Source organism: Streptomyces typhae (assembly GCF_009755605.1).
In the GTDB taxonomy this organism is placed as follows: domain Bacteria; phylum Actinomycetota; class Actinomycetes; order Streptomycetales; family Streptomycetaceae; genus Streptomyces; species Streptomyces typhae.
Genome location: NZ_WPNZ01000002.1, coordinates 399,910 through 421,736 on the forward strand (window position 1 = coordinate 399,910; position 21,827 = coordinate 421,736).

Consider the following 21,827-nt stretch of genomic DNA (forward strand, 5'->3'; position numbering starts at 1 on the left):
CCGGTACGAGGCGGCACGGGGGGCTCAGGCCAGTTCCCGGGGCAGCCGCAGGCTCAGCGCGGCCAGGGCGAGGAGCCCGGCGAGCTGGACGGCGAGGACCGTCGCGAAGGCCTCGCGCATGCCGACGCCGGACTCCATCGCCAGGAACAGCGAACCGAGCGTCGCCACGCCCACGGCGAGGCAGGACTGCTGGGCCGTCGCCGCGAGCCCGCTCCCGGCCCCCGCACGCGCCGCGGGCACGGCGGACAGCAGGATGCGGAAGTACAGGGGAAGCTGGATGCCCTGGCCGAAGCCGCACAGGGCGAGGCCCGGCGCCAGGGCGAGCGGCGTGAGCGCGGACCACGGGGCCCACAGGACGGTCAGGGCGAGCACGGCGACACCGGTGCCGTGCACCAGGGCGCACAGGGTCAGGGCCCGGCTGCCGAGGCGGCGCACCAGGCGGGGCGCGAGGAGCGACGCGGCGAACTGGGCGGCCCCCATCGGGACCAGGGTGAGACCCGCCTTGAGGGCGCCGTACTCAAGGCCCTTCTGGAGCGTCACCGCGCTCACGAACATCCAGCCGCTGAACCCGATGAAGACGGGCAGGCCCACGGCGAGACCCCGGCGGACACCGGGTTCGCGCAGCAGGGACGGCGGCAGGAGCGGGCTGCCGCCGCTCGCCTCCGCCCGCCGCTCCACGGCCGCGAACGCCAGGATCAGGAAGGGTGCCGCGACGAGCGTGAGGACCGACCAGAGCGGCCAGCCCGCGGCGCGGCCCTCGGTGAGAGGCAGCAGGAACGCGGTCAGGGACACAGCGAACAGGACCGTGCCCGCCAGGTCGCCGCGCGCCGGTCGCTCCGCCCTGCTGTCCGGCACCGAGCGCACCGCGAAGAGCAGCGCGAGGGCGGCCACCGGCACGTTCACGAGGAAGACCATGCGCCAGCCGGTGCCCGCGAGGTCGGCGGCGACCAGGACGCCGCCGAGTATCTGCCCGAGCACCATGGAGACACCGCCGACCGAGCCGTACAGCGAGACGGCCCGCGCCCGCCGCTCCCCGCTGGTCGTCGCGTGGATGGTGGCGAGCACCTGCGGCAGCATGATCGCGGACGCCGCGCCCTGGGCGGCGCGCGCCGCCACCAGCCACCAGGCGGTCGGGGCGAGGCCGCAGGCCAGCGAGGTCAGCCCGAAGGCGGCGGCGCCCCACAGGAACAGCGCGCGGCGCCCGTAGCTGTCGCCGAGCCTGCCGCCGAGGACGAGCAGCACGGCGTAGGCGACGGCATAGCCCGCGACCACCATCTCCAGGGTGGCGGCGGGGGCGTGCAGGTCGGCCTCGATGTCGGGCAGCGCCACGTTGACGATGAAGAAGTCGATCATCGGCAGGGCGGCGCCGAGCAGGATGGTGACCAGGCCGAGCGGGGTGAGGGCGGCGGTCTTCGGGTGCGGGGGCGCGGTGCGCGGACGCGGCTGGGCGCCGTCTGTCGTGAGAGTCACGGATACGACGATGAGGGGCCGCCCAGAGGGGTACCAGAGTGTCTTTATCCTGGTAGTGGACGCACCTGGCAACGGTCTGCGAGGTGCGGCAGCCTGGTGGGGTGACCACTACCGCAGAGCCTGTGTCCACCGTCGCCGAGCCGAGGGCCGCCACCGCCGGGCCAGGGGCCACCACCGCCAGGCCGAGGACCGCTGTCGCCGGGCCGGAGGCCACCGCAGCCGGGCCGGGGGCCGCCGCCGGGCCGAGGGCGGCTGTCGCCGGGCCGGAGGCCGCCGCAGCCGGGCCGGGGGCCGCCACCGCCAGGCCGAGGACCGCTGTCGCCGGGCCGGAGGCCACCGCAGCCGGGCCGGGGGCCGCCACCGCCGGGCCGAGGGCTTTCGCGTACGCGCCCGCGCAGCCGCCCGCCACCGACGCCGTCACCCGGCGGCAAGAGCTCGCCGCGTTCCTGCGCAGCCGCCGCGAGCGGATCACGCCCGAGCAGGTCGGCCTGGTCCGCGGTGCCCGCCGCCGCACGCCGGGGCTGCGCCGCGAGGAGGTCGCGCAGCTCTCCGCGGTCGGGGTCACCTGGTACACGTGGCTGGAGCAGGGCCGGGCCATCCGGGTCTCCGCGCAGGTCCTGGACGCCGTCGCCCGCGCGCTCCTTATGGACGCGACCGAGCGCGGCCACCTCTTCGTGCTGGCCGGGGTCGTGGATCCGCGCCCGGAGTACGACTGCCCGGTGCTCTCGCCGACCGCGCTGCGCCTGATGCACACCATCGCGCCCTACCCGGCCACCCTCCAGAACGCCCGCTACGACGTCCTCGCGCACAACCGCCCCTTCGCGCAGGTCTTCGGCGAGCTGACCGAGCTGCCGCCGCGCGAACGCAACTGCCTGTGGCTGCTCACCACCAGCGAGCGCTGGCGCGAGACGTTCCTCGACCGGGACGAGATGCTGCGCGACCTGATCGCCAAGTACCGCACGGGCATGGCCGAGCATGTCGCCGAGCCCGCCTGGAAGGAGCGGCTCGACGGGCTGCTCCAGGTGTCCGCGGAGTTCCGCCAGCTGTGGCGGCGGCACGAGCTGGCGACGATGTCACCGCACGTCAAGCGGTACCGGCACCCCCAGGTGGGGCTGCTCAGGCTGGAGCACCGCAACCTGTGGCTGGCCCCGCAGCCGCAGACGCACCGCCTCGTCGCCTATGTGCCCGCCGACGAGACGACAGAGCGGCGGCTCGGGCTGCTCGCGGAGCTGGCATAGCGGAGCGGGCGCGGGCGGGTGCGCCCGGTGGGGACGGCGGGCGTGCCCGGTGGGTGTGCCCGGTGGCGCGCCCGGTGGGGGACGGCGACTGTGCCCGGTGGGGGACAATGGGAGCTTGCCCCTGTCCCGTACGTTCCCGGAGAGCCGCCCGATGTCCCAGCCGCTGACGCCGTCGCCCGCGCAGCCGTCGTCGCCCGCGCAGCCGCCGGAGCCCACGGGGCAGCCGGAGCCCGCGCAGCCGCCGGAGCCCACGGGGCTGCCCGTGGCGCCGCCCACGCTCGCCGTCGGCCCGCACGTCGTCCAGCCGCCCGTGGTGCTCGCGCCGATGGCCGGGATCACGAACGCGCCGTTCCGGACGCTGTGCCGGGAGTTCAGCGGCGGCAAGGGCCTGTTCGTCAGCGAGATGATCACCACCCGCGCGCTGGTCGAGCGCAACGAGAAGACCATGCAGCTGATCCACTTCGACGCGACCGAGAAGCCGCGCTCGATCCAGCTGTACGGGGTGGACCCGGCGACCGTCGGCAAGGCCGTCCGCATGATCGCGGAGGAGGGTCTTGCCGACCACATCGACCTGAACTTCGGCTGCCCCGTCCCGAAGGTGACCCGCAAGGGCGGCGGCTCCGCCCTGCCCTACAAGCGGCCGCTGCTGCGCGCGATCCTGCGGGAGGCCGTGAGCGGCGCCGGTGACCTGCCGGTCACGATGAAGATGCGCAAGGGCATCGACGACGACCACATCACGTTCCTGGACGCGGGCCGGATCGCCGTCGAGGAGGGCGTGACCGCCATCGCCCTGCACGGGCGGACGGCCGCGCAGCACTACGGCGGCACGGCCGACTGGGACGCGATCGCCCGGCTGAAGGAGCACGTCCCGGAGATCCCGGTGCTCGGCAACGGCGACATCTGGTCGGCGGCGGACGCGGTGCGCATGATGCGCGAGACCGGGTGCGACGGGGTCGTGGTCGGCCGTGGCTGCCTCGGCAGGCCGTGGCTGTTCGGGGACCTGGTGGCCGCGTTCGAGGGCACGGGCGCGCCCGCGGCGCCCTCGCTGCGGGAGGTCGCCGCGGTGATGCTGCGGCACGCCGCGCTGCTCGGGGAGTGGATCGGGGACGAGGCCCGCGGGGTCATCGACTTCCGCAAGCACGTCGCCTGGTACCTGAAGGGGTTCGCGGTCGGTTCGGAGATGCGCAAGCGCCTCGCGGTCACGTCCTCGCTCGCGGAGTTGGAGGACGGTCTCGGTGAGCTGGACCTCTCCCAGGGCTGGCCGCTCGGCGCCGACGGGCCCCGGGGCCGTACGTCCGGCAACAACCGCGTGGTCCTGCCGGACGGCTGGCTGAAGGACCCCTACGACTGCGCGGGCGTCTCCGCCGACGCGGAACTGGACACCTCCGGGGGCTGACGGCCCTCCGAGGGTTGGCCCTCCGGGGGTTGGCCCTCCGGGGCCGACGGCCTGCCGGGAGCACCGGGCCGCCGGGGGCGCCGACCCGCACCCGGGGATACGGTCGGCTGTATGGCCGAGCTCAGCCACCGCCGCCGGATGCTGGTGCTCGCGATCTGCTGCATGAGCCTGCTGATCGTGAGCCTCGACAACACCGTCCTGAACGTGGCGCTGCCCACGATGCGGCGCGAGTTCGACGCGAGCGTGTCCGGCATGCAGTGGACGATCGACGCGTACACCCTCGTCCTCGCCTCGCTGCTGATGCTGGCGGGCTCCACGGCGGACCGGATCGGGCGGCGCCGGGTGTTCCAGGCCGGCTTGCTCGTCTTCACGCTCGGCTCGGTGCTGTGCTCGCTCGCGCCCAACCTGGAGTGCCTGGTGGCGTTCCGGATGGTGCAGGCCGTGGGCGGTTCGATGCTCAACCCGGTGGCGATGTCGATCATCACGAACACCTTCACCGAGCCCCGTGAGCGGGCCCGTGCCATCGGGGTGTGGGGCGGCGTCGTGGGCATCTCCATGGCGGCGGGGCCGCTGGTGGGCGGTCTCCTCGTGGACTCCGTGGGCTGGCGGTCGATCTTCTGGGTCAATCTGCCGGTGGGGCTGGCGGCCCTGTTCCTGACCATGCGGTACGTCCCCGAGTCCCGCGCGCCGAAGCCGCGCCGCCCGGACCCGGTGGGCCAGCTCCTGGTGATCGGCCTGCTCGGCGCCCTCACGTACGCGATCATCGAGGCGCCGGCTGCGGGCTGGACGTCGCCGCTGATCATGACGTTCGCGGCGGGTGCGGCGGCGGCCCTCGTGGGCCTGGTCCTGTACGAGCCCCGCCGCGCGGAGCCCCTGATCGACCTGCGCTTCTTCCGTTCGGCGCCGTTCAGCGGGGCCACCGTGATCGCGATCGCCGCGTTCGCCGCGCTCGGCGGCTTCCTGTTCCTGTCGACCCTCTACCTCCAGGACGTACGGGGGCTCGACGCCCTGCACGCCGGTCTGTGGATGCTGCCGATGGCGGTGCTCACGCTGGTGTGCGCGCCGCTGTCGGGGCGGCTCGTGGGCAGCCGGGGGCCGCGCCTGTCCCTGCTGGTCGCGGGCGTGGCGATGACGGCGGCCGGGGTGCTCTTCGCGGTCTTCGAGGCGGAGGTGGCGGCGCCGAGCCGGATCCTCGCCTATGTCCTGTTCGGCCTGGGCTTCGGCTTCGTGAACGCGCCCATCACCAATACGGCGGTGTCGGGCATGCCCCGCGCGCAGGCGGGCGTCGCCGCCGCCGTCGCGTCCACCAGCCGCCAGATCGGCCAGACCCTCGGGGTCGCGGTCATCGGCGCGGTCCTGGCCTCCGGGGTGGCCGCCGCGCACACCGCTTCGTACGCGGACGACTTCACCGGGGCGAGCCGCCCCGCCTGGTGGGTGATCACCGGCTGCGGCCTCGTGGTCCTCGTCGTCGGGGCGCTGAGCAGCGGGGCCTGGGCGCGCGGCACCGCGCGGCGGACGGCCGAGCGGCTCGGCGACGAACCGGCCGACGCGCCGCGGCGAGCGGAGAACAGATGACTCCGTACAACTAGCAGAAAACAGATAACAAAACTTGAAATCTGTCAGCAGCGGGTGCATGGTGGTGGGCATGCGCACTCTCACTCTCGGCACCACAGGACCCACCACCTCCGCCCTCGGCCTCGGCTGCATGGGCATGTCCGCGCTGTACGGCGAGGCCGACCGCGCGGAGTCGGTCGCGACGATCCACGCGGCCCTCGAAGCGGGCGTCACCCTTCTGGACACCGGCGACTTCTACGCCATGGGCCACAACGAGCTGCTCATCGGCGAAGCCCTCCGCTCGGCGCCCGCTGCCCGTCGCGAACAGGCCCTGACCAGCGTGAAGTTCGGCGCCCTGCGCGACCCGGACGGCGGCTGGGCCGGCTACGACGGCCGCCCGGCCGCGGTGCGGAACTTCGCCGCGTACTCCCTGAAGCGCCTCGGCGTCGACCACATCGACGTCTACCGCATCGCCCGGCTCGACCCGGACGTCCCCGTGGAGGAGACCGTCGGCGCCATCGCCGAGCTGGTCGAGAAGGGGCACGTGCGCCACATCGGCCTCTCCGAGGTCGGCGCGGACACGCTGCGCCGCGCGGCGGCCGTCGCGCCCGTCTCCGATCTCCAGATCGAGTACTCGCTGGTCTCCCGGGGCATCGAGGACGAGATCCTGCCCACCGCCGCCGAACTCGGCATCGGCGTCACGGCGTACGGGGTCCTGTCCCGCGGCCTGATCTCCGGCCACTTCACACGGGACCGGCAGCTCGCCGCGGGCGACTTCCGCTCCATGAGCCCCCGCTTCCGGGGCGACAACCTCCAGCGCAACCTGGACCTCGTCGACGCCCTGCGCAAGATCGCCGACGACAAGGGCGTGAGCGTCGCGCAGACCGCGATCGCCTGGGTGCTCGCGCAGGGCCCGAAGTCCGGCGCCGCGATCGTGCCGCTGGTCGGCGCCCGCCGCCGCGACCGCCTCAGCGAGGCCCTCGGCGCCCTCGACGTCACGCTCGACGGTGCCGACCTCGCCGCGATCGAGCGGGCCGTCCCCGCCGACGCCGTCGCGGGCGCCCGCTACCCCGAGGCGCAGATGGCGCACCTCGACAGCGAGCACTGACATGGCCGGGGCGTGCACGGCCACGACCGGACGGCGGGCCGGCGACCGCCTGCGGGTACCTTCTTGAGCATGGCCACTACCGGGACCCTGACCGCCGAGCGCATCCTCGCCGCGACCGAGGAGGTGCTGCGCCGCCACGGCGCCGCCAAGGCGACCGTGGTGGACGTGGCCCGTGCGCTCGGCGTCAGCCACGCCAGCGTGTACCGCCACTTCCGCACCAAGGCGGCGCTGCGCGAGGCGGTCACCAAGCGGTGGCTGGACCGGACGTCGGACGCCCTGTCCGGCATCGTCGGCGCGCGGGGCCCCGCCGAGGACCGGCTGCGGCGCTGGCTGGCGGGCCTGTTCGAGGCCAAGCAGCACAAGGCGGGCGACGACCCCGAGCTGTTCGCCACGTACACGGTCCTGGTCGGCGAGGCCAGCGAGGTCGTCGACGAGCACATCGCGGACCTCACCGGGCAGCTCGCCGCGATCGTCCGGCAGGGCGTCGAGGGCGGCGAGTTCGCGGCGCCCGACCCCATCGTCACCGCCCGCGCCCTGTTCGAGGCCACGGCCCACTACCACGACCCGGCCTACGCCCCCGACTGGTCCCGCGCGGGCGCCGAGGAGGCCTTCGAGGCACTCCTTGACCTGCTCGTCCGCGGTCTGCGGCCCTAGGGGGCGGCTGATTCTTTCGTCGTTCCGCTGACTCCCGCCCGTCCCGCCTGATTCCCTGAACCCCGAAGGACCCACGGGACATCAGGAGGGGCCAAGTGGCTTCAGCGGTGCAGGAGTTGGCGGAGTTCGACTACGTCGTCGTCGGCGCCGGGTCGGCCGGGTGCGTGCTCGCCGCGCGGCTCAGCGAGGACCCGGACACCAGTGTGCTGCTCCTGGAGGCGGGCCCCCGCGAGACGAAGGCGGACCTGGCGTCGCCGTTCGCGTGGCCGTCGCTGTGGGGCACCGACGTGGACCACGGCTATACGACGGTGCCGCAGCCGGGCCTCGACGGGCTCACGCCGCCGTGCCCCCGGGGCCGTACCCTCGGCGGTTCCAGCGCGATCAACGCCATGGTGTTCCTGCGCGGCCACCGCGCGGACTACGACGCGTGGGCGGCGGCGGGCTGCGACGGCTGGGGCTTCGACGACCTGCTGCCGTACTTCATGCGGATGGAGTCGGTGCCCTCCGGCAGGAACGGCGGCCTGCGCGGCGACAGCGGCCCGCTGCGCCCCTCCCCCGCCGCCGCGGCCGACGTCAACCCGCTCTCCCTGGCCTTCGTCGCCGCGGCGGCCGCCGCCGGGCATCCGCTCACCGACGACTTCAACGGCCACCGCCAGGAGGGCGCGGGCCTGCACGACGTGACGGTGGCCGACGGTGTCCGGCAGAGCGCCGCCGACGCCTATCTGCACCCGGTCGCCGGTCGCCGCCCCCGGCTGACCGTCTCCACGGACTCCCGCGCACACCGGCTCCTCTTCGACGGGTCCGACGGGTCCGCCGCGGGCGGCGAGGACCGGTGCACGGGCGTGGAGTACGTACGCCACGGCGTGCGGCGGACGGTGCGGGCCCGAGCCGAGGTGATCGTCAGCGCGGGCGCGGTCGACTCGCCCCGGCTCCTGATGCTGTCCGGCATCGGCCCCGCCGACGAGCTGCGCCGGATCGGGATCGAGGTGCGCCACGACCTGCCGGGCGTGGGCCGGGGCCTTCAGGACCATCCGCTGTGCGGCCTGGTGTACGCGGCGGAGCGGCCCGTTCCGGCGGGCCGCGTCAACCTCTCCGAGGCGTCCCTCGCCTGGCGCAGCGACCCGTCGCTGCCCGGTCCTGACATGCAGCTGATGTTCATCCACGTGCCGTACCACCCGCCGACGATGGCGGGCCCGGAGAACGGCTTCACGCTGGGCGTCACCACGGTGCCCCGGGCCCGCGGCTCGGTACGCCTGGCGGACGCGGACCCGGACACCCCGCCGCTGATCGACCCCGGGTACCTCGGGGACGCCTCCGACGTGCGGCGCCTGCTGCACGGCATCGAGGTGGCCCGGGAGGTGGCGGCCACCGGCCCCCTCACGGAGTGGGGCGCCCGGGAGGTTCTCCCCGGTCCCGGGGTGACGGACGCGGCGGGCCTGCGCGCGTTCCTGGCGGCGGCCACGGGACCGTACTTCCATCTGACGGGAAGCTGCTCCATGGGGACAGGCGCCACGGCGGTGGTGGGTCCGGACCTCCGCGTCCGGGGGGTACGGGGGCTGCGCGTCGCGGACGCGTCGGTGATGCCGCGCATCGTCTCGGTGAACACGAACGCGGCGGCGCTGGCCATCGGCGAGAAGGCGGCGGACCTGGTCCGCACCGCCGACTAGGGCTCGGGGGCGCCCCGCAAGGGGCGCGGGGAACTGCGCGACCAGCCACGAAGCACTCGCACCGGAGAACACACCGCTACACGGTCCCCGACGGCTGCGGGTGCGCTCCCCGAAGCACCCCGGCGGCCGGTAAGCACCCCGCACCGGAACCCGTGGCCGGCGGCCCGGCACCGTACGGGACAATGGCCCCATGAGCCTGTTCCGTGACGACGGTGTCGTGCTGCGCACCCAGAAGCTGGGTGAGGCGGACCGCATCATCACGCTGCTCACGCGCGGGCACGGGCGCGTGCGGGCCGTCGCGCGCGGAGTGCGGCGGACCAAGTCCAAGTTCGGGGCGCGGCTCGAACCGTTCTCGCACGTCGACGTGCAGTTCTTCGCGCGGGGCAGCGAACTGGTCGGGCGCGGGCTGCCGCTGTGCACGCAGAGCGAGACGATCGCTCCGTACGGTGGCGGTATCGTCACGGACTACGCCCGCTACACCGCGGGAACGGCCATGCTGGAGACGGCGGAGCGGTTCACCGACCACGAGGGGGAGCCCGCCGTGCAGCAGTACCTGCTGCTCGTGGGCGGCCTGCGCACCCTCGCCAGGGGTGAGCACGCGCCGCATCTGGTGCTCGACGCCTTCCTGCTGCGCTCCCTCGCCGTGAACGGCTACGCGCCGAGCTTCGACGCCTGCGCGAAGTGCGGCATGCCGGGCCCCAACCGCTTCTTCTCGGTCGCCGCGGGCGGCTCGATTTGCGTCGACTGCCGCGTTCCGGGCAGCGTCGTGCCGTCGGCGGAGACACTGGCGCACCTCGGCGCGCTGCTCACCGGTGACTGGCAGACCGCCGACGCGTGCGAGGCGCGCCACGCCCGCGAGGGCAGCGGGCTCGTATCGGCCTATCTGCACTGGCACTTGGAGCGCGGCCTGCGCTCACTTCGGTACGTAGAGAAGACGTAGAGAACCACATAAAGAAAACGGAGTAGGCATCTCATGGCACGACGCGGAATCCTCGGACGGTCCCGCCGCGAGTACAAGCTGCCCGAGCCCCACCCCTCGGGAGCGCGACCGCCGAAGATCCCCGGCGAGCTGGTCCCCAAGCACGTCGCCGTCGTCATGGACGGCAACGGCCGCTGGGCGAAGGAGCGCAACCTGCCGCGGACCGAGGGGCACAAGGTCGGTGAGGGGGTCGTGCTCGACGTCCTCAAGGGGTGTCTGGAGATGGGCGTCAAGAACCTCTCCCTGTACGCCTTCTCCACCGAGAACTGGAAGCGGTCCCCCGAAGAGGTCCGCTTCCTGATGAACTTCAACCGCGACGTCATCCGACGGCGCCGCGACGAGATGGACGAGCTGGGCATCCGCATCCGCTGGGTGGGCCGTATGCCCAAGATGTGGAAGTCCGTCGTCCAGGAGCTCCAGGTCGCCCAGGAGCAGACCGTCAAGAACGACGCGATGACCCTGTACTTCTGCGTCAACTACGGCGGGCGCGCCGAGATCGCCGATGCCGCGCAGGCCATCGCCCGCGATGTCGCCGCGGGCAAGCTGGACCCTTCGAAGGTCAACGAGAAGACCTTCGCCAAGTACATGTACTACCCGGACATGCCGGACGTCGACCTGTTCCTGCGCCCCAGCGGTGAACAGCGCACCTCCAACTACCTGATCTGGCAGTCCAGCTACGCCGAAATGATCTTCCAGGACGTCCTGTGGCCGGACTTCGACCGCCGCGACCTGTGGCGCGCCTGCCTGGAGTACGCCTCCCGGGACCGCCGCTTCGGCGGGGCCGTCCCCAACGAGGAGCAGATCGCCAACAGCTGACCGGCGAAGAGCGGGTGCGGGCTGCTCAGGCCTTGGCGGAGGAGCAGTCCACGCACGTACCGAAGATCTCCACCGTGTGCGCCACGTTCACATAGCCGTGCTCCGCGGCGATCGCCTCCGCCCACTTCTCCACCGCGGGCCCCTCCACCTCCACGGCCTTGCCGCACACGCGGCAGACCAGGTGGTGGTGGTGCTCGCCGGTCGAGCAGCGGCGGTAGACGGACTCGCCCTCGTTGGTGCGCAGGACGTCGACCTCGCCCGCGTCGGCCAGGGACTGGAGGGTGCGGTAGACCGTGGTGAGGCCCACGGAGTCACCGCGGTGCTTGAGCATGTCGTGGAGCTCCTGCGCACTGCGGAACTCGTCCACCTCGTCGAGCGCGGCCGCCACAGCGGCGCGCTGCCGGGTGGACCGGCCTCGTACGGGGGGTCCCGCGGCGGTCGTCACAGGTGCCTCCTAGCACTCGTCAGCACTCGTCCGCACTTTCGTGGTGCGTCGTCTCGCCCGGCCATTGTGCCAGGTCGCTGCCGGACGGTGACCAGAGTGATCTCAGACAGTGACCTCGTCCGACGGGGTGCGCGTGCCCGGAACACCGGCGGTGCATGCCATGTCGCGGGCCGCGGAGATCCGTGCCCTGCGGCGCGCCAGAGGCGTCGCGAGCAGCGTGAGCACGATGAACACACCGATCGTGAGCAGCACGATCGTGGCTCCGGGCGGCACGTCCTGGTAGTACGAGGTGACCGTGCCGCCGAGTGTCACACAGACCCCGATGGCCACCGCGATCGCGAACGTCGCCGCGAAGCTCCGGGTGAGCTGCTGTGCCGCGGCCACCGGCACCACCATGAGCGCCGACACGAGCAGCAGGCCCACGACCCGCATGGCGACGGTGACCGTCACCGCCGCGGTGACCGCCGTGAGGAGGTTCAGGGCCCGCACCGGCAGACCCGTCACACGAGCGAACTCCTCGTCCTGGCTCACCGCGAACAACTGGCGTCGCAGGCCGACCGTGACGAGGACCACGAACGCCGCGAGCAGACAGATCGCCGTCACGTCGTCGTCCGAGACCGTGGACAGGGAGCCGAAGAGGTAGGAGCTCAGGTTGGCGTTGGAGCCGCCCGGCGCGAGGTTGATCAGCATGACGCCGCCCGCCATACCGCCGTAGAACAGCATCGCGAGCGCGATGTCGCCCCGCGTCTTGCCGTACCAGCGGATCAGCTCCATGGCCACCGCTCCGACCACTGCCACCGCCGTCGCCATCCACACGGGCGAGGTGGAGAGGAGGAAGCCCAGGCCCACACCGGTCATTGCAACGTGGCCGATTCCGTCGCCCATGAGGGCCTGGCGGCGCTGCACGAGGTAGATCCCGACCGCGGGGGCGGTGATCCCGACGAGGGCGGCGGCGAGCAGGGCCCGCTGCATGAACGCGTAGTTCAGGAATTCCATCGCCGGGTCCTCAGGTGAGCAGGCCGGTGCGGACCGGGGCCGCGTCGGCGTCGTGGGGGTGGACGTGGTCGTGGCCGGGCAGCGCGTGCTGGCCGACGGCCTCGGGCGGTGGGCCGTCGTGCAGCACGCAGCCGTCGCGCAGCACCACCGCGCGGTCGATGAGGGGCTCCAGGGGGCCCAGTTCGTGCAGGACGAGCAGGACGGACGCGCCCTGCTCGACCTGCCGGCGCAGGGTGGCCGCGAGGACCTCCTGGCTCGCCAGGTCGACGCCCGCCATCGGCTCGTCCATGATCAGCAGTTCCGGGTCGGAGACCAGGGCGCGGGCGATCAGGACCCGCTGGTGCTGGCCGCCGGACAGGGCGCTCACGGAGTCCTTGGCGCGGTCCGCCATGCCGACCTGCTCCAGGGCGTGCGTGACGGCCTCGCGGTCGGCCTTGCGCAGCATCCCGAAGCGGGCGCGCGCGAGCCGGCCCGACGTGACGACCTCGGCGACGGTGGCCGGTACCCCGCCCGCGGCCGTGGTGCGCTGCGGGACGTACCCCACCCGCGCCCAGTCGCGGAAGCGCCGGCGCGGCGTGCCGAAGATCTCGACGGTACCGCCGGTCACCGGCACCTGGCCGATCACCGTGCGCACCGCCGTGGACTTGCCGGAGCCGTTCGCGCCGAGCAGCGCGACGACCTCGCCGCGCCCGACGGCGACGTCGATGCCGCGAAGCACCGGGCGGCCGCCCAGCTCCGCCGTCACCTGGCGCAGGGCTATGACGGGCTCACCCTTGGATCCTTTGGATCCCTCGGCTTCGGCCATGGCGGTCACCTTCCGTGACGGGGCGGGAGCGTGGGCTGGGAGGTCGGCCTGTGGTGGGGTCACTTGGCGCCGAGCGCCTTCTGGAGGGCGGTGAGGTTGGACCGCATCACCTGGATGTAGTCGTCACCCTTCGACTTCTTGGTGATGCCCTCGATCGGGTCGAGCACATCCGTCTTCAGGCCCGCGTCGTCCGCGAGGGTCCTCGCCGTCTTGTCGCTGACGAGCGTTTCGTAGAAGACCGTGGTCACGCCGTCGGCCTTCGCCATCCTCTGGAGGTCCCTGACGCGGTTCGCGCTGGGCTCGCCCTCCGGGTCGAGGCCGGTGATGGCCTCCTCGGTCAGGCCGTAGCGCTCGGCGAGGTAGCCGAAGGCGGCGTGCGTGGTGATGAAGACCTTGTCGGCGGACTCCGTGTCCTTCAGGCCGTTCCTGAAGTCGGTGTCCAGGCCCTTCAGCTTCTTCACCAGGGCCGCGGTGTTCTTCTCGTACGTGCCCTTGTGCTCCGGGTCGGCCTTCGCGAAGGCCTTGCCGACACCCTCGGCGACCTCGGCGTACTTCACCGGGTCCAGCCAGATGTGCGGGTCCTTGCCGCCGTGGTCGTGATCGTGACCGTGGCCTTCGTGGCCCTCTTCCTCGGCGTGGCCCTCTTCCTTGCCGTGCTCGTCCCCGTGCTCGTCGTGCTCCTCGGCGTGCCCGCCGACCTCGTTGCCGTGCTTCTCCATGCTCGTCAGGGAGGCGGCGTCGATCTTGGTCTTGATGCCGGACTGGCCGATGGCCTCGTCGACGGAGGGTTGCAGACCCTTCAGGTAGAGCGCGGCGTCCGCGTTCTCCAGCTGCGCCGTCTGCTTGGCGCTGATCTCCAGGTCGTGCGGCTCCTGGCCGGGCTCGGTGAGGCCGGTGACCTCGACGTCGTCGCCGCCGATCTCCTTGGCCAGGTACTCCATGGGGTAGAACGACGCCACGACGTCCAGCTTGTCCTCGTTGTTCTTGTCCGCCGCGTCGGAGGAGCAGGCGGTGAGGGCGGTCAGGCCCAGCACCGTGGCGGTGGCGAGGGCTGCGCTGGATATGAGGCGTCGTACGTTCATGACAGTCATTTTCAACAAACTTGGAAACGGTTGTCAACAAAGTGCCGATCTGTGTACGTCTGCCGACGCTCGGCAACCGCCGGAACCGACCCGTACCGGAACCGATTTGATCCGAGGGGTACGCCCGCCGGTAATCTGAAGCATTCGCTCCTGAGGCATGCGCTTCGTCAGCCCCGAAGCGTGGCTTCGCCGTCGTCGTAATGAAGAGAGCACCGTGGCCGCCGACAAGATCGACACCATCGTCAGCCTGAGCAAGCGCCGAGGCTTCGTCTTTCCGTGCAGTGAGATCTACGGCGGCCAGCGCGCCGCCTGGGACTACGGGCCCCTGGGCGTGGAGCTGAAGGAGAACCTCAAGCGCCAGTGGTGGCGCTACATGGTCACCTCCCGCGAAGACGTCGTCGGCATCGACTCCTCCGTGATCCTCGCCACCGAGGTCTGGCAGGCCTCCGGCCACATCGCCACCTTCACGGACCCGCTCACCGAGTGCACCTCCTGCCACAAGCGCTTCCGCGCGGACCACCTGGAGGAGTCGTACGAGGAGAAGAAGGGCCGCGCCCCGGAGAGCCTCGCCGACATCAACTGCCCCAACTGCGGCAACAAGGGCCAGTTCACCGAGCCCAAGCAGTTCTCCGGCCTGCTCTCCACCCACCTCGGCCCCACCCAGGACAGCGGCTCCGTCGCCTATCTGCGGCCCGAGACCGCCCAGGGCATCTTCACCAACTTCGCCCAGGTGCAGACCACTTCGCGCCGCAAGCCGCCGTTCGGCATCGCCCAGATGGGCAAGTCCTTCCGCAACGAGATCACTCCCGGCAACTTCATCTTCCGCACCCGCGAGTTCGAGCAGATGGAGATGGAGTTCTTCGTCAAGCCGGGCGAGGACGAGAAGTGGCAGGAGTACTGGATGGAGCAGCGCTGGAACTGGTACACCGGTCTCGGCCTGCGCGAGGAGAACATGCGGTGGTTCGAGCACCCGCAGGAGAAGCTCTCCCACTACTCCAAGCGCACCGCCGACATCGAGTACCGCTTCCAGTTCGGCGGCAGCGAGTGGGGTGAGCTGGAGGGCGTCGCCAACCGCACGGACTACGACCTGTCCGCGCACTCCAAGGCTTCGGGTCAGGACCTCTCCTACTTCGACCAGGAAGCCGGCGAGCGCTGGACGCCGTACGTCATCGAGCCCGCCGCCGGTGTCGGCCGCACCATGCTGGCCTTCCTGCTCGACTCCTACGTCGAGGACGAGGCGCCCAACGCCAAGGGCAAGCTGGAGAAGCGCACCGTCATGCGCTTCGACCACCGCCTCGCCCCGGTCAAGGTCGCGGTCCTGCCGCTGTCCCGCAACCCGGAGCTGTCCCCGAAGGCCAAGGGCCTCGCGGCGGCGCTGCGGCAGAACTGGAACATCGAGTTCGACGACGCGGGCGCGATCGGGCGGCGCTACCGCCGCCAGGACGAGATCGGCACGCCGTACTGCGTCACCGTCGACTTCGACACCCTTGAGGACAACGCGGTGACCGTGCGCGAGCGCGACACCATGAAGCAGGAGCGGGTGTCCCTCGACCAGATCGAGGGCTATCTCGCGACGCGCCTCGTGGGCTGCTGACGTTCACTGCCTCTTGGCACACAGGGCCCCCGGTTCCGCTCACGGAGCCGGGGGCCTTGCTGCACACTGGGCGCCATGCCTTCGACGACCACTAGCAAGGTCAGCAGATGGGACCAGCACGGGCGGCAGCACGTCGTGCACGTGCACAGGGCGGGCGTCCAGCGGCAGTTGACCTGCGAGACCTGCGGGTGGACCCGCAAGGCGCAGTTCCTGCCCTGGCTCAAGGCGGAGGAGCATCTGGCGCAGGAGCACCAGGCGACCGTGAATCCGTCGGCGTAGCCGTCCCTCGGGCCCGGGACCCGGGGCCCGGCCGTAAGTCCCGCTGCACTGCGACCAGGAGGCGGCGGTGCAGGGCGGTGAGGTTCATGCAGCGGGTCTCCGCGCGAGGGTCAGCTCGGGGAAGGCCTCGTCCCACACGTCACGGATCTGGCTGCTGATCAGGGTCCGCAGCACCGGCCACTGGCCGATCAGCAGGTCCCGGTCGAGGAAGCGGGCCAGGTCCTCGCGCTGTCCCTCGGCCAGCACCGTGCGGTACAGGCCCATCCGGGCACGGGGGCGGTCCACCTCGAAGGAGCGCCGACCCGACCAGACCACGTGCAGCGGCAGGTCGACAAGGCCGCGCGCGGGACCGGCCAGGTCCTCCAGGCGGGCGGGCAGCCGTCTGGCGTAGCGCGCGCGCAGGATCTCGGCGGCGTCGGGGACCGGGTGGGGCGGGGACGTGACGGCCATGGCACCGATTATCGCCTGCCGGGGCCCGAGCGGTCATCCCGTCGCGGGCCACCGCCACAAGCCTGCCCCCTGCGCCTGTCCGCAACGGCGCCGTCCGGCGTCGGCCTCCGCGCAGGTACTCGGCGTACTCGGCGTACAGATGCTGGATAGAGGGCCTTCCACAGCGCCCGCGAGCGAAGCCCCCCCGGGGCAAGCTCGCCCGGAACCACGATTCGTCGCGTCCGACCCCACCCCTCCCTGGCGGCCCGGTAGCGTACGAGGACCAAGACCGCACCGGAGGCCCTTGTGAGCGCGCAACCCGATGGCCCGTACGGCCCGCTGATCCCGATGCCCGAGCTGACACCCGACGCACTGCGCGCCGCCGTCGCCAAGATCGCGCCCAGCCGGATCCCCGCGCTCACCCAGCACCTCTTCGAGGCGACCACGAACGCCCAGCAGGCCCAGAGCCTCGCCCCCCTGCGGGCGTTCATTCACTCCTGGGCCGTCTTCGTGGCGATCGAGCGGCACCCGCAGCGGGCGGCACGCCTGCGGGAACTGGAGCGCCTGCTCACCGACGGTGAGCAGGAGACGGCGGAGGCCGTCACGGAGATCCGCCGGATCCACGAGACCGCGGAGACCGAGGCCGGTCTTCGGTGAGCAACTGGAGCTGGGACTACAACCCCAGCGAGGAGTACATCACCGACGGTCTGCCCGTTGGCGTGGTGGCCGAGGTCGAGCGGATCGTCACCGAACTCGCCGCACTCGGACCCGACTCCGTCCGGGTCGGCAGGCCTCTCGACCGCGAAGGCGGTCTGCGCGAGTTCGACATCCTCGGCGGCCGCGGCTTCGTCAGCTTCCTTCCCGTTCCCCGCAACAAGTGCGTCTACGTCTGCAACATCACCTGGTATGGCCTAGGGGAAGATCAGTAGTTTCTGGATACCGCCACCCCGCGCACCCCTTTGCGACCTGAGCCGACCGGCCAGTCGGCCCTGATGCCGGTCGCGGTTCGCGGGCCGGATCAGCATACGGCCGTGCCTCCGCGCCGCCAGGCCGGCAGCCCACCACCCTGAACGGGCAACCCTGGACAAGTAGTTGACGTGTCATATAGAAAGATGACGCGTCAACCAAACTGGTGCGTGCGCGCCCCTTACTCCTTGAGGAGATCCCCATGAGCACGTCGCCCAAGGCCGGCCCCGAAGCCCTGCTGACCCCCGAGGAGAGCGTCCTGGTACTCATCGATCACCAGCCGTACCAGTTCGCCAACCTGCACAGCCACGAGCCGATGATGGTCACCAACAACGTCGTGGGTCTGGCCAAGGCGGCCAAGGGGTACGGGGTCCCGACGATCCTCACCACGGTCGTGGAGGAGCGCGGGGGCCTGCTGATACAGCAGCTCCAGGATGTCTTTCCGGACCAGAAGCCGATCAACAGGACCTTCATCAACACCTGGCAGGACCAGGTCGTCGTGGACGCCGTGAAGGCCACCGGTCGCAAGAAGCTGATCATCGCCGGGCTGTGGACGGAGATCTGCGTGGCCATGCCCGCCATCCAGGCGGCGGGCGAGGGCTTCGACGTGTACGCCGTCACCGACGCCTCCGGGGGCGTGACCGCCGAGGCCCACGACATGGCCGTGCAGCGCATGATCCAGGCCGGGGTCGTACCGATCACCTGGCTCGCCGTGATGGGCGAGTGGCAGCGCGACTGGGCCCGGACGGACCGCATCACGCCCGAGGACCAGCTGGCCGCCCTGGAGCACGCGGGCGCCACCGGGATCGCGACGGCCTGGGAGCAGCAGCTCCTGAACACCCCGGTCGCCCACGACGCCCCGGACGCCCAGCCGGTCCGGTGACGCGTCAACCAGTTCACTACACTCGGCCCCGTGACCGACGGGGTGAACTGGCTGACAGCCGAGGAACAGCACGCGTGGCGGAGCTTCGTCCGCCTCCATGAGCGGCTCATCGGCCGCCTCTCGCATCTGCTCCAGACCGAGTCCCAGCTGGCCTCCGCGGACTACGCGGTCCTGGTCAACCTCACCGACGTGCCCGACGGCCGTCAGCGGTACCAGGATCTCGCGCGAGCCCTCGAGTGGGAGAAGAGCCGGATGTCCCACCACCTCGCACGCATGATCCGGCGAGGTCTCGTGGTCCGGGAGGAGTGCGCGGACGACGGGCGGGGCGCCTTCGCCGTGATCACCGAAGCGGGGCGCGAGGCCATCGCGGCGGCGGCTCCCCTGCATGTGCAGGCCGTCCGGTCCCTCTTCCTCGACCACCTCACCGCGGCGGAGCTCCGCACTCTCGCGGAGGTCTCCGTCCGCGTGGTGGGGAAGCTGGACGAGGGCGCCTGACCCGCCGCGCAGCCGGGCGGGCGGCACCCGTCAAGGCACCTCGCCGCGGCTGCGGGCGTTCGCGTACGCCGTCGCCGCGCGCAGGCGTTCCGTGGTCGTCGCCATCCTGAGGGCGTCCGGCGCGCAGTCCCACTCCCTGCCCCCGCCGTACGGCCGCAGCTGTACGTACGGGCCCTCCTGGCCCATCACGCGGCCCACCTCGCCGGTACGGGTATCCACCGCGTACACCCCGATCGGGAGGTTCACCGCTTCCCCTCCCCACGCCCGGGGAGCAGCACCGCCAGGCGGGCCGCCGTCTCGACCGAGCAGCGGCCCAGTTCCACCAGCGGGCACGGTGCCTCCCTGCCGATCATCAGGGGATCGACCCGCAAGGACGGCAACGTGATTCCTGCTCCCCGCAGCGCGGCCCGCAATTGCTCCACCGTTTCCTCCGCCTCTCCCACGCACTCCGCAGAGTGCCGCTTGCCTGCGGCTCCGTTCGCCGTCACTGGGCTCCCCTTCACCATCGGGTTTCACGCTTCGCGTCTCCACGGTGACGCAGTGCGTCTAGAGTTGGCAGGAGTCTGTGCGCTACAAGTGCGCCGCTGAGGAGGGGAGTTCTCCCATGGCCAAAGGTGCGCATGGTTCCCGGCAGGCTGCCTGGGAGTTCTTCGGCGCGGAGCTGAAGCGGCGCCGTGAGGAGGCCACGTTGACGCAGGTCGAGCTGGGGGCGCGGGTCTTTGTGTCCGGCGGCTATATCGGCCAGTTCGAACAGGCTATTCGTAAGCCGCAGTTGGATGTGGCGCAGCGGATCGACGCGGTTCTGCAAACCGCGGGCTTCTTCGAGCGCATGTGGCGGAAGCTGATCGACGATAAACGGTACGCGGACTACTTCGCCGAGGTCGTCGAGCTGGAGCGGATGGCCACGAAGATCTGCGAGTTCGCGCCGACGGTGGTGCCGGGGCTGTTGCAGACCGCCCCGTACGCGCGGGCGGTCACCATTGCCGCGAACCCCTTCGTGACCGACGAGTACGTCGACGAGAAGGTGACCGCTCGGCTGGAGCGGGCTCGCATCCTCAAGGACGTTACGAGGCCCGAGTTCTGGGCGATCCTGCACGAGAACGTGCTGCGCGTGCCCGTGGGCGGCCCCGCCGCGATGGCGGAGCAACTGGAGCACATCGCCGCCCTCGCGCACGAGCGAAAGGTACTGGTTCTGGTGCTGCCACGTGCCGAGGGGGCCTGCGCCGCCATGGGCGGAATGGTGTCGCTCATGGAGTTCGACGACGCGCCGCCAACTGCCTATACAGAGACGTCGTTTTCCGGGGAACTGCTGGACAGTCCGGCGGTGGTGAAGCGTGTACAGCGCGCATACGATCTGCTCAGGGGCGCCGCGATGTCGCCGGAGGCGTCCCTCGCCCTGATCTCATCGGCGGCTGAGGACTTCAGACGATGCACGAGTTCGACCTGAGCAACGCCCGCTGGCGCAAGAGCACTCACAGCAACGGCGAAGGCGGCAGCTGCGTCGAGGTCGCCTACGACTTTCCGGGCGCCGCCCACTGGCGCAAGAGCACCCACAGCAACGGCGAAGGCGGCAACTGCGTCGAGGTCGCCGACGGCATACCCGGCATCGTCCCCGTACGGGACAGCAAAGCCGGACCCCACGGCCCCGTGGTCACCGTAACCCCCGCCGCCTGGACGGCTTTCCTGCCCCTCGCGGCCGAGGTACGTCCGGGCACGGACAAGGCGTTGTAGGCCACGAAGTGTGAGAGCGCGCCGCCCACTGGCTGTACAGCAGGCGTCCCATCGGGAAGCCTGTTGGATGAGCCGACGACGCCGGCCGGGATGCAGACGCGACGCCGACGAGGCGTCCCTGCCTCTGATCGAGTCGGCTGCGGAGGATGACAGGCCATGCAGAAGCACGCGCTGAACACCGCCCGCTGGCGCAAGAGCACCTACAGCAGCGGCGACGGTGGTGAGAACTGCGTCGAGGTCGCCTACGACTTCCCGGGCGCCGCACGCTGGCGCAAAAGCAGCCACAGCGATGGCAGTGGCGGCAACTGCCTTGAAGTCGCCGACGGCATACCCGGCATCGTCCCCGTACGGGACAGCAAAGCCGGACCCCACGGCCCCGTGGTCACCCTCACCCCCGCCGCCTGGACGGCCTTCCTCGGTGGAGTGGCGTGCGGCGGCGGTGCCAGTACGCCCATGTGACCGCCCCGAGCAGCGTGCCCCACAGGAGCAGTGGCGCGTAGGACACGTTCAACAGTGCTGCCTGCCAGGGGCCTTGGCGGCTCGGGAAGTCGGCGGGAAGGGGCTCCCCGGTCAGGGTTCTCCCGGCCGCCTGCGTGACGAACGCGCCCGTCCACAGCAGGGTGAGCAGCGCGGCCCCGGAGGCACCCGCGACGGTCACCGCCCCGGGCGGCACCCGGCGCCCCGCCAGAAACGGCACCCAGCGCGGGAACGCCTCGCCCCAGCGGGCGACCAGGCCGATCGCCGTGAGGGCGAGCAGCTCGGACAAGACCGACAGGGAGACCAGGTAGGCCCATCCGGGCAGCCAGGCCGGGAGATCACCGCGCATGTCGTGCGTGCCGTCCTCGAAGAACCACGAGGCGAGGCGCCACACGCTGGAGGGCAGCACCGTCAGCGGGACGGCGAGCGCGGCGAGCCAGGCCCACTGCGGGACGTCGTCGGCGCGGGCGTGGGCGGCGCCCCAGCAGGCGCGCAAGCGGCCCCGCGCGGGCGGAGGCTCGGTGCGAAGGGCGGGGGCGGTGTCGGTCATGGGACCATCGTGGCGATCACGAGCTGGCCCCGGATCACCTACCGGGACGAACCGCCTCCGCCGCGCGGCGGACCGGCCGTCCACCCGGCACCGCCCCCGCCAGCTCCCTACAGACGCCTTGCAGGCCGCCGCGCCCAGGCAGGGGCGGCGGCCAGAGGTGTTCGGGCCTGGGGCGGGCGGGCCTGGGGCGGGCGGGCGGGCCTGCGGGCGGCG

Annotated in this window: 26 protein-coding genes; 17 read left to right on the forward strand and 9 right to left on the reverse strand. The window is 71.8% G+C overall.

Annotated features, from left to right (window positions below; translation table 11 throughout):
• Window positions 1-24: 24 nt before the first annotated feature.
• The gene (locus GPA10_RS05985) at window positions 25-1,470 is read right to left on the reverse strand and encodes an MFS transporter (RefSeq protein ID WP_343040393.1); all 1,446 of its coding nucleotides are present in this window, start codon (window positions 1,468-1,470) and stop codon (window positions 25-27) included.
• A gap of 101 nt (window positions 1,471-1,571) precedes the next feature.
• Here GPA10_RS05985 and GPA10_RS43325 point away from each other — a divergent pair, with 101 nt between their 5' ends.
• The 8 genes from GPA10_RS43325 to GPA10_RS06025 all read left to right on the forward strand — a co-directional run bounded on the left by GPA10_RS43325 (window position 1,572) and on the right by GPA10_RS06025 (window position 10,882).
• Window positions 1,572-2,708, forward strand: coding sequence for a helix-turn-helix transcriptional regulator (locus GPA10_RS43325; protein ID WP_343040394.1), 1,137 nt, complete (start codon window positions 1,572-1,574; stop codon window positions 2,706-2,708).
• Between the two features lie 151 nt (window positions 2,709-2,859).
• Window positions 2,860-4,104 (forward strand): tRNA dihydrouridine synthase DusB, encoded by a 1,245-nt coding sequence (gene dusB, locus GPA10_RS05995; RefSeq protein WP_425505678.1) that lies wholly within the window; start codon window positions 2,860-2,862, stop codon window positions 4,102-4,104.
• A gap of 111 nt (window positions 4,105-4,215) precedes the next feature.
• Complete coding sequence (locus tag GPA10_RS06000) at window positions 4,216-5,679, forward strand: MFS transporter (RefSeq protein ID WP_157164529.1); 1,464 nt, start codon at window positions 4,216-4,218, stop codon at window positions 5,677-5,679.
• 70 nt (window positions 5,680-5,749) lie between these two features.
• A complete protein-coding gene (locus GPA10_RS06005) occupies window positions 5,750-6,766 on the forward strand; it encodes an aldo/keto reductase (RefSeq protein ID WP_157164530.1) in 1,017 nt (338 codons plus the stop codon).
• Window positions 6,767-6,835: 69 nt separating this feature from the next.
• On the forward strand, window positions 6,836-7,420 hold the full coding sequence (locus GPA10_RS06010; RefSeq protein WP_157164531.1) for a TetR/AcrR family transcriptional regulator: 585 nt from the start codon (window positions 6,836-6,838) through the stop codon (window positions 7,418-7,420).
• Window positions 7,421-7,515: 95 nt separating this feature from the next.
• Window positions 7,516-9,087, forward strand: a complete 1,572-nt coding sequence (locus GPA10_RS06015; protein ID WP_343040395.1) for a GMC family oxidoreductase — start codon at window positions 7,516-7,518, stop codon at window positions 9,085-9,087.
• A 190-nt stretch (window positions 9,088-9,277) separates the two neighbouring features.
• The gene (gene recO / locus GPA10_RS06020) at window positions 9,278-10,027 is read left to right on the forward strand and encodes a DNA repair protein RecO (RefSeq protein WP_058845630.1); all 750 of its coding nucleotides are present in this window, start codon (window positions 9,278-9,280) and stop codon (window positions 10,025-10,027) included.
• Window positions 10,028-10,060: 33 nt separating this feature from the next.
• Window positions 10,061-10,882 (forward strand): isoprenyl transferase, encoded by an 822-nt coding sequence (locus GPA10_RS06025; protein WP_058845631.1) that lies wholly within the window; start codon window positions 10,061-10,063, stop codon window positions 10,880-10,882.
• 25 nt (window positions 10,883-10,907) lie between these two features.
• Here GPA10_RS06025 and GPA10_RS06030 read toward each other — a convergent pair whose 3' ends face one another.
• The 4 genes from GPA10_RS06030 to GPA10_RS06045 form a co-directional block, all read right to left on the reverse strand.
• Window positions 10,908-11,327 carry a Fur family transcriptional regulator gene (locus GPA10_RS06030; RefSeq protein WP_058845632.1) on the reverse strand — a complete coding sequence of 140 codons (420 nt, stop codon included), beginning with the start codon at window positions 11,325-11,327 and terminating at the stop codon, window positions 10,908-10,910.
• A 102-nt stretch (window positions 11,328-11,429) separates the two neighbouring features.
• The gene (locus tag GPA10_RS06035; protein WP_157164532.1) at window positions 11,430-12,323 is read right to left on the reverse strand and encodes a metal ABC transporter permease; all 894 of its coding nucleotides are present in this window, start codon (window positions 12,321-12,323) and stop codon (window positions 11,430-11,432) included.
• Window positions 12,324-12,333: 10 nt separating this feature from the next.
• Window positions 12,334-13,128: a metal ABC transporter ATP-binding protein gene (locus GPA10_RS06040; RefSeq protein WP_157164533.1), complete on the reverse strand. Its 795-nt coding sequence runs from the start codon at window positions 13,126-13,128 to the stop codon at window positions 12,334-12,336.
• Window positions 13,129-13,187: 59 nt separating this feature from the next.
• Window positions 13,188-14,210 (reverse strand): metal ABC transporter substrate-binding protein, encoded by a 1,023-nt coding sequence (locus GPA10_RS06045; RefSeq protein WP_198351515.1) that lies wholly within the window; start codon window positions 14,208-14,210, stop codon window positions 13,188-13,190.
• 214 nt (window positions 14,211-14,424) lie between these two features.
• Here GPA10_RS06045 and GPA10_RS06050 point away from each other — a divergent pair, with 214 nt between their 5' ends.
• Both GPA10_RS06050 and GPA10_RS06055 read left to right on the forward strand, forming a co-directional pair.
• On the forward strand, window positions 14,425-15,804 hold the full coding sequence (locus tag GPA10_RS06050; RefSeq protein WP_058845636.1) for a glycine--tRNA ligase: 1,380 nt from the start codon (window positions 14,425-14,427) through the stop codon (window positions 15,802-15,804).
• 75 nt (window positions 15,805-15,879) lie between these two features.
• Window positions 15,880-16,083 carry a hypothetical protein gene (locus tag GPA10_RS06055; RefSeq protein WP_157164536.1) on the forward strand — a complete coding sequence of 68 codons (204 nt, stop codon included), beginning with the start codon at window positions 15,880-15,882 and terminating at the stop codon, window positions 16,081-16,083.
• Between the two features lie 84 nt (window positions 16,084-16,167).
• On the opposite strand, the gene GPA10_RS06060 is transcribed toward GPA10_RS06055, so the two are convergent.
• The gene (locus tag GPA10_RS06060; RefSeq protein ID WP_157164537.1) at window positions 16,168-16,533 is read right to left on the reverse strand and encodes a hypothetical protein; all 366 of its coding nucleotides are present in this window, start codon (window positions 16,531-16,533) and stop codon (window positions 16,168-16,170) included.
• A 285-nt stretch (window positions 16,534-16,818) separates the two neighbouring features.
• On the opposite strand from GPA10_RS06060, the gene GPA10_RS06065 reads away from it, so the two are divergent.
• From GPA10_RS06065 to GPA10_RS06080, 4 genes are all read left to right on the forward strand, one after another.
• Window positions 16,819-17,169, forward strand: coding sequence for a hypothetical protein (locus GPA10_RS06065; RefSeq protein WP_343040396.1), 351 nt, complete (start codon window positions 16,819-16,821; stop codon window positions 17,167-17,169).
• The gene (locus tag GPA10_RS06070) at window positions 17,166-17,441 is read left to right on the forward strand and encodes a hypothetical protein (protein WP_343040397.1); all 276 of its coding nucleotides are present in this window, start codon (window positions 17,166-17,168) and stop codon (window positions 17,439-17,441) included. Before GPA10_RS06065 ends, GPA10_RS06070 begins: the two co-directional genes overlap by 4 nt.
• Window positions 17,442-17,680: 239 nt before the next feature.
• On the forward strand, window positions 17,681-18,361 hold the full coding sequence (locus GPA10_RS06075) for a hydrolase (protein ID WP_157164538.1): 681 nt from the start codon (window positions 17,681-17,683) through the stop codon (window positions 18,359-18,361).
• A gap of 30 nt (window positions 18,362-18,391) precedes the next feature.
• Complete coding sequence (locus GPA10_RS06080) at window positions 18,392-18,856, forward strand: MarR family winged helix-turn-helix transcriptional regulator (RefSeq protein ID WP_058845642.1); 465 nt, start codon at window positions 18,392-18,394, stop codon at window positions 18,854-18,856.
• A 30-nt stretch (window positions 18,857-18,886) separates the two neighbouring features.
• Here GPA10_RS06080 and GPA10_RS06085 read toward each other — a convergent pair whose 3' ends face one another.
• Entirely contained in the window at window positions 18,887-19,102 is a 216-nt protein-coding gene (locus tag GPA10_RS06085; RefSeq protein WP_198351528.1) for a hypothetical protein, read from the reverse strand.
• The gene (locus tag GPA10_RS43955) at window positions 19,099-19,227 is read right to left on the reverse strand and encodes a hypothetical protein (RefSeq protein WP_425505672.1); all 129 of its coding nucleotides are present in this window, start codon (window positions 19,225-19,227) and stop codon (window positions 19,099-19,101) included. The genes GPA10_RS06085 and GPA10_RS43955 overlap by 4 nt, the downstream gene beginning before the upstream one ends.
• Window positions 19,228-19,460: 233 nt before the next feature.
• Here GPA10_RS43955 and GPA10_RS06095 point away from each other — a divergent pair, with 233 nt between their 5' ends.
• The 3 genes from GPA10_RS06095 to GPA10_RS06105 all read left to right on the forward strand — a co-directional run bounded on the left by GPA10_RS06095 (window position 19,461) and on the right by GPA10_RS06105 (window position 21,046).
• Window positions 19,461-20,303, forward strand: a complete 843-nt coding sequence (locus tag GPA10_RS06095; protein ID WP_157164540.1) for a helix-turn-helix domain-containing protein — start codon at window positions 19,461-19,463, stop codon at window positions 20,301-20,303.
• Entirely contained in the window at window positions 20,285-20,587 is a 303-nt protein-coding gene (locus GPA10_RS06100; RefSeq protein WP_157164541.1) for a DUF397 domain-containing protein, read from the forward strand. Before GPA10_RS06095 ends, GPA10_RS06100 begins: the two co-directional genes overlap by 19 nt.
• Before the next feature lie 156 nt (window positions 20,588-20,743).
• Window positions 20,744-21,046 carry a DUF397 domain-containing protein gene (locus GPA10_RS06105; protein ID WP_157164542.1) on the forward strand — a complete coding sequence of 101 codons (303 nt, stop codon included), beginning with the start codon at window positions 20,744-20,746 and terminating at the stop codon, window positions 21,044-21,046.
• Here the strand turns inward: GPA10_RS06105 and GPA10_RS06110 are convergent.
• A complete protein-coding gene (locus tag GPA10_RS06110) occupies window positions 20,976-21,614 on the reverse strand; it encodes a hypothetical protein (RefSeq protein ID WP_157164543.1) in 639 nt (212 codons plus the stop codon). The genes GPA10_RS06105 and GPA10_RS06110 overlap by 71 nt on opposite strands.
• Window positions 21,615-21,827: the final 213 nt, after the last annotated feature.

What these genes read in the sequence shown, in the direction of transcription:
- GPA10_RS06095 (WP_157164540.1), top strand. Translation starts at nt 19,461, where the DNA reads ATGGCCAAAGGTGCGCATGGTTCCCGGCAGGCTGCCTGGGAGTTCTTC.
- GPA10_RS06010 (WP_157164531.1), top strand. Translation starts at nt 6,836, where the DNA reads ATGGCCACTACCGGGACCCTGACCGCCGAGCGCATCCTCGCCGCGACC.
- GPA10_RS06035 (WP_157164532.1), bottom strand. Translation starts at nt 12,323, where the DNA reads ATGGAATTCCTGAACTACGCGTTCATGCAGCGGGCCCTGCTCGCCGCC.
- GPA10_RS06000 (WP_157164529.1), top strand. Translation starts at nt 4,216, where the DNA reads ATGGCCGAGCTCAGCCACCGCCGCCGGATGCTGGTGCTCGCGATCTGC.
- recO (WP_058845630.1), top strand. Translation starts at nt 9,278, where the DNA reads ATGAGCCTGTTCCGTGACGACGGTGTCGTGCTGCGCACCCAGAAGCTG.
- GPA10_RS06075 (WP_157164538.1), top strand. Translation starts at nt 17,681, where the DNA reads ATGAGCACGTCGCCCAAGGCCGGCCCCGAAGCCCTGCTGACCCCCGAG.
- GPA10_RS06040 (WP_157164533.1), bottom strand. Translation starts at nt 13,128, where the DNA reads ATGGCCGAAGCCGAGGGATCCAAAGGATCCAAGGGTGAGCCCGTCATA.
- GPA10_RS06110 (WP_157164543.1), bottom strand. Translation starts at nt 21,614, where the DNA reads ATGACCGACACCGCCCCCGCCCTTCGCACCGAGCCTCCGCCCGCGCGG.
- GPA10_RS06055 (WP_157164536.1), top strand. Translation starts at nt 15,880, where the DNA reads ATGCCTTCGACGACCACTAGCAAGGTCAGCAGATGGGACCAGCACGGG.
- dusB (WP_425505678.1), top strand. Translation starts at nt 2,860, where the DNA reads ATGTCCCAGCCGCTGACGCCGTCGCCCGCGCAGCCGTCGTCGCCCGCG.
- GPA10_RS06025 (WP_058845631.1), top strand. Translation starts at nt 10,061, where the DNA reads ATGGCACGACGCGGAATCCTCGGACGGTCCCGCCGCGAGTACAAGCTG.
- GPA10_RS06100 (WP_157164541.1), top strand. Translation starts at nt 20,285, where the DNA reads ATGCACGAGTTCGACCTGAGCAACGCCCGCTGGCGCAAGAGCACTCAC.
- GPA10_RS06105 (WP_157164542.1), top strand. Translation starts at nt 20,744, where the DNA reads ATGCAGAAGCACGCGCTGAACACCGCCCGCTGGCGCAAGAGCACCTAC.
- GPA10_RS06060 (WP_157164537.1), bottom strand. Translation starts at nt 16,533, where the DNA reads ATGGCCGTCACGTCCCCGCCCCACCCGGTCCCCGACGCCGCCGAGATC.
- GPA10_RS06045 (WP_198351515.1), bottom strand. Translation starts at nt 14,210, where the DNA reads ATGAACGTACGACGCCTCATATCCAGCGCAGCCCTCGCCACCGCCACG.
- GPA10_RS06005 (WP_157164530.1), top strand. Translation starts at nt 5,750, where the DNA reads ATGCGCACTCTCACTCTCGGCACCACAGGACCCACCACCTCCGCCCTC.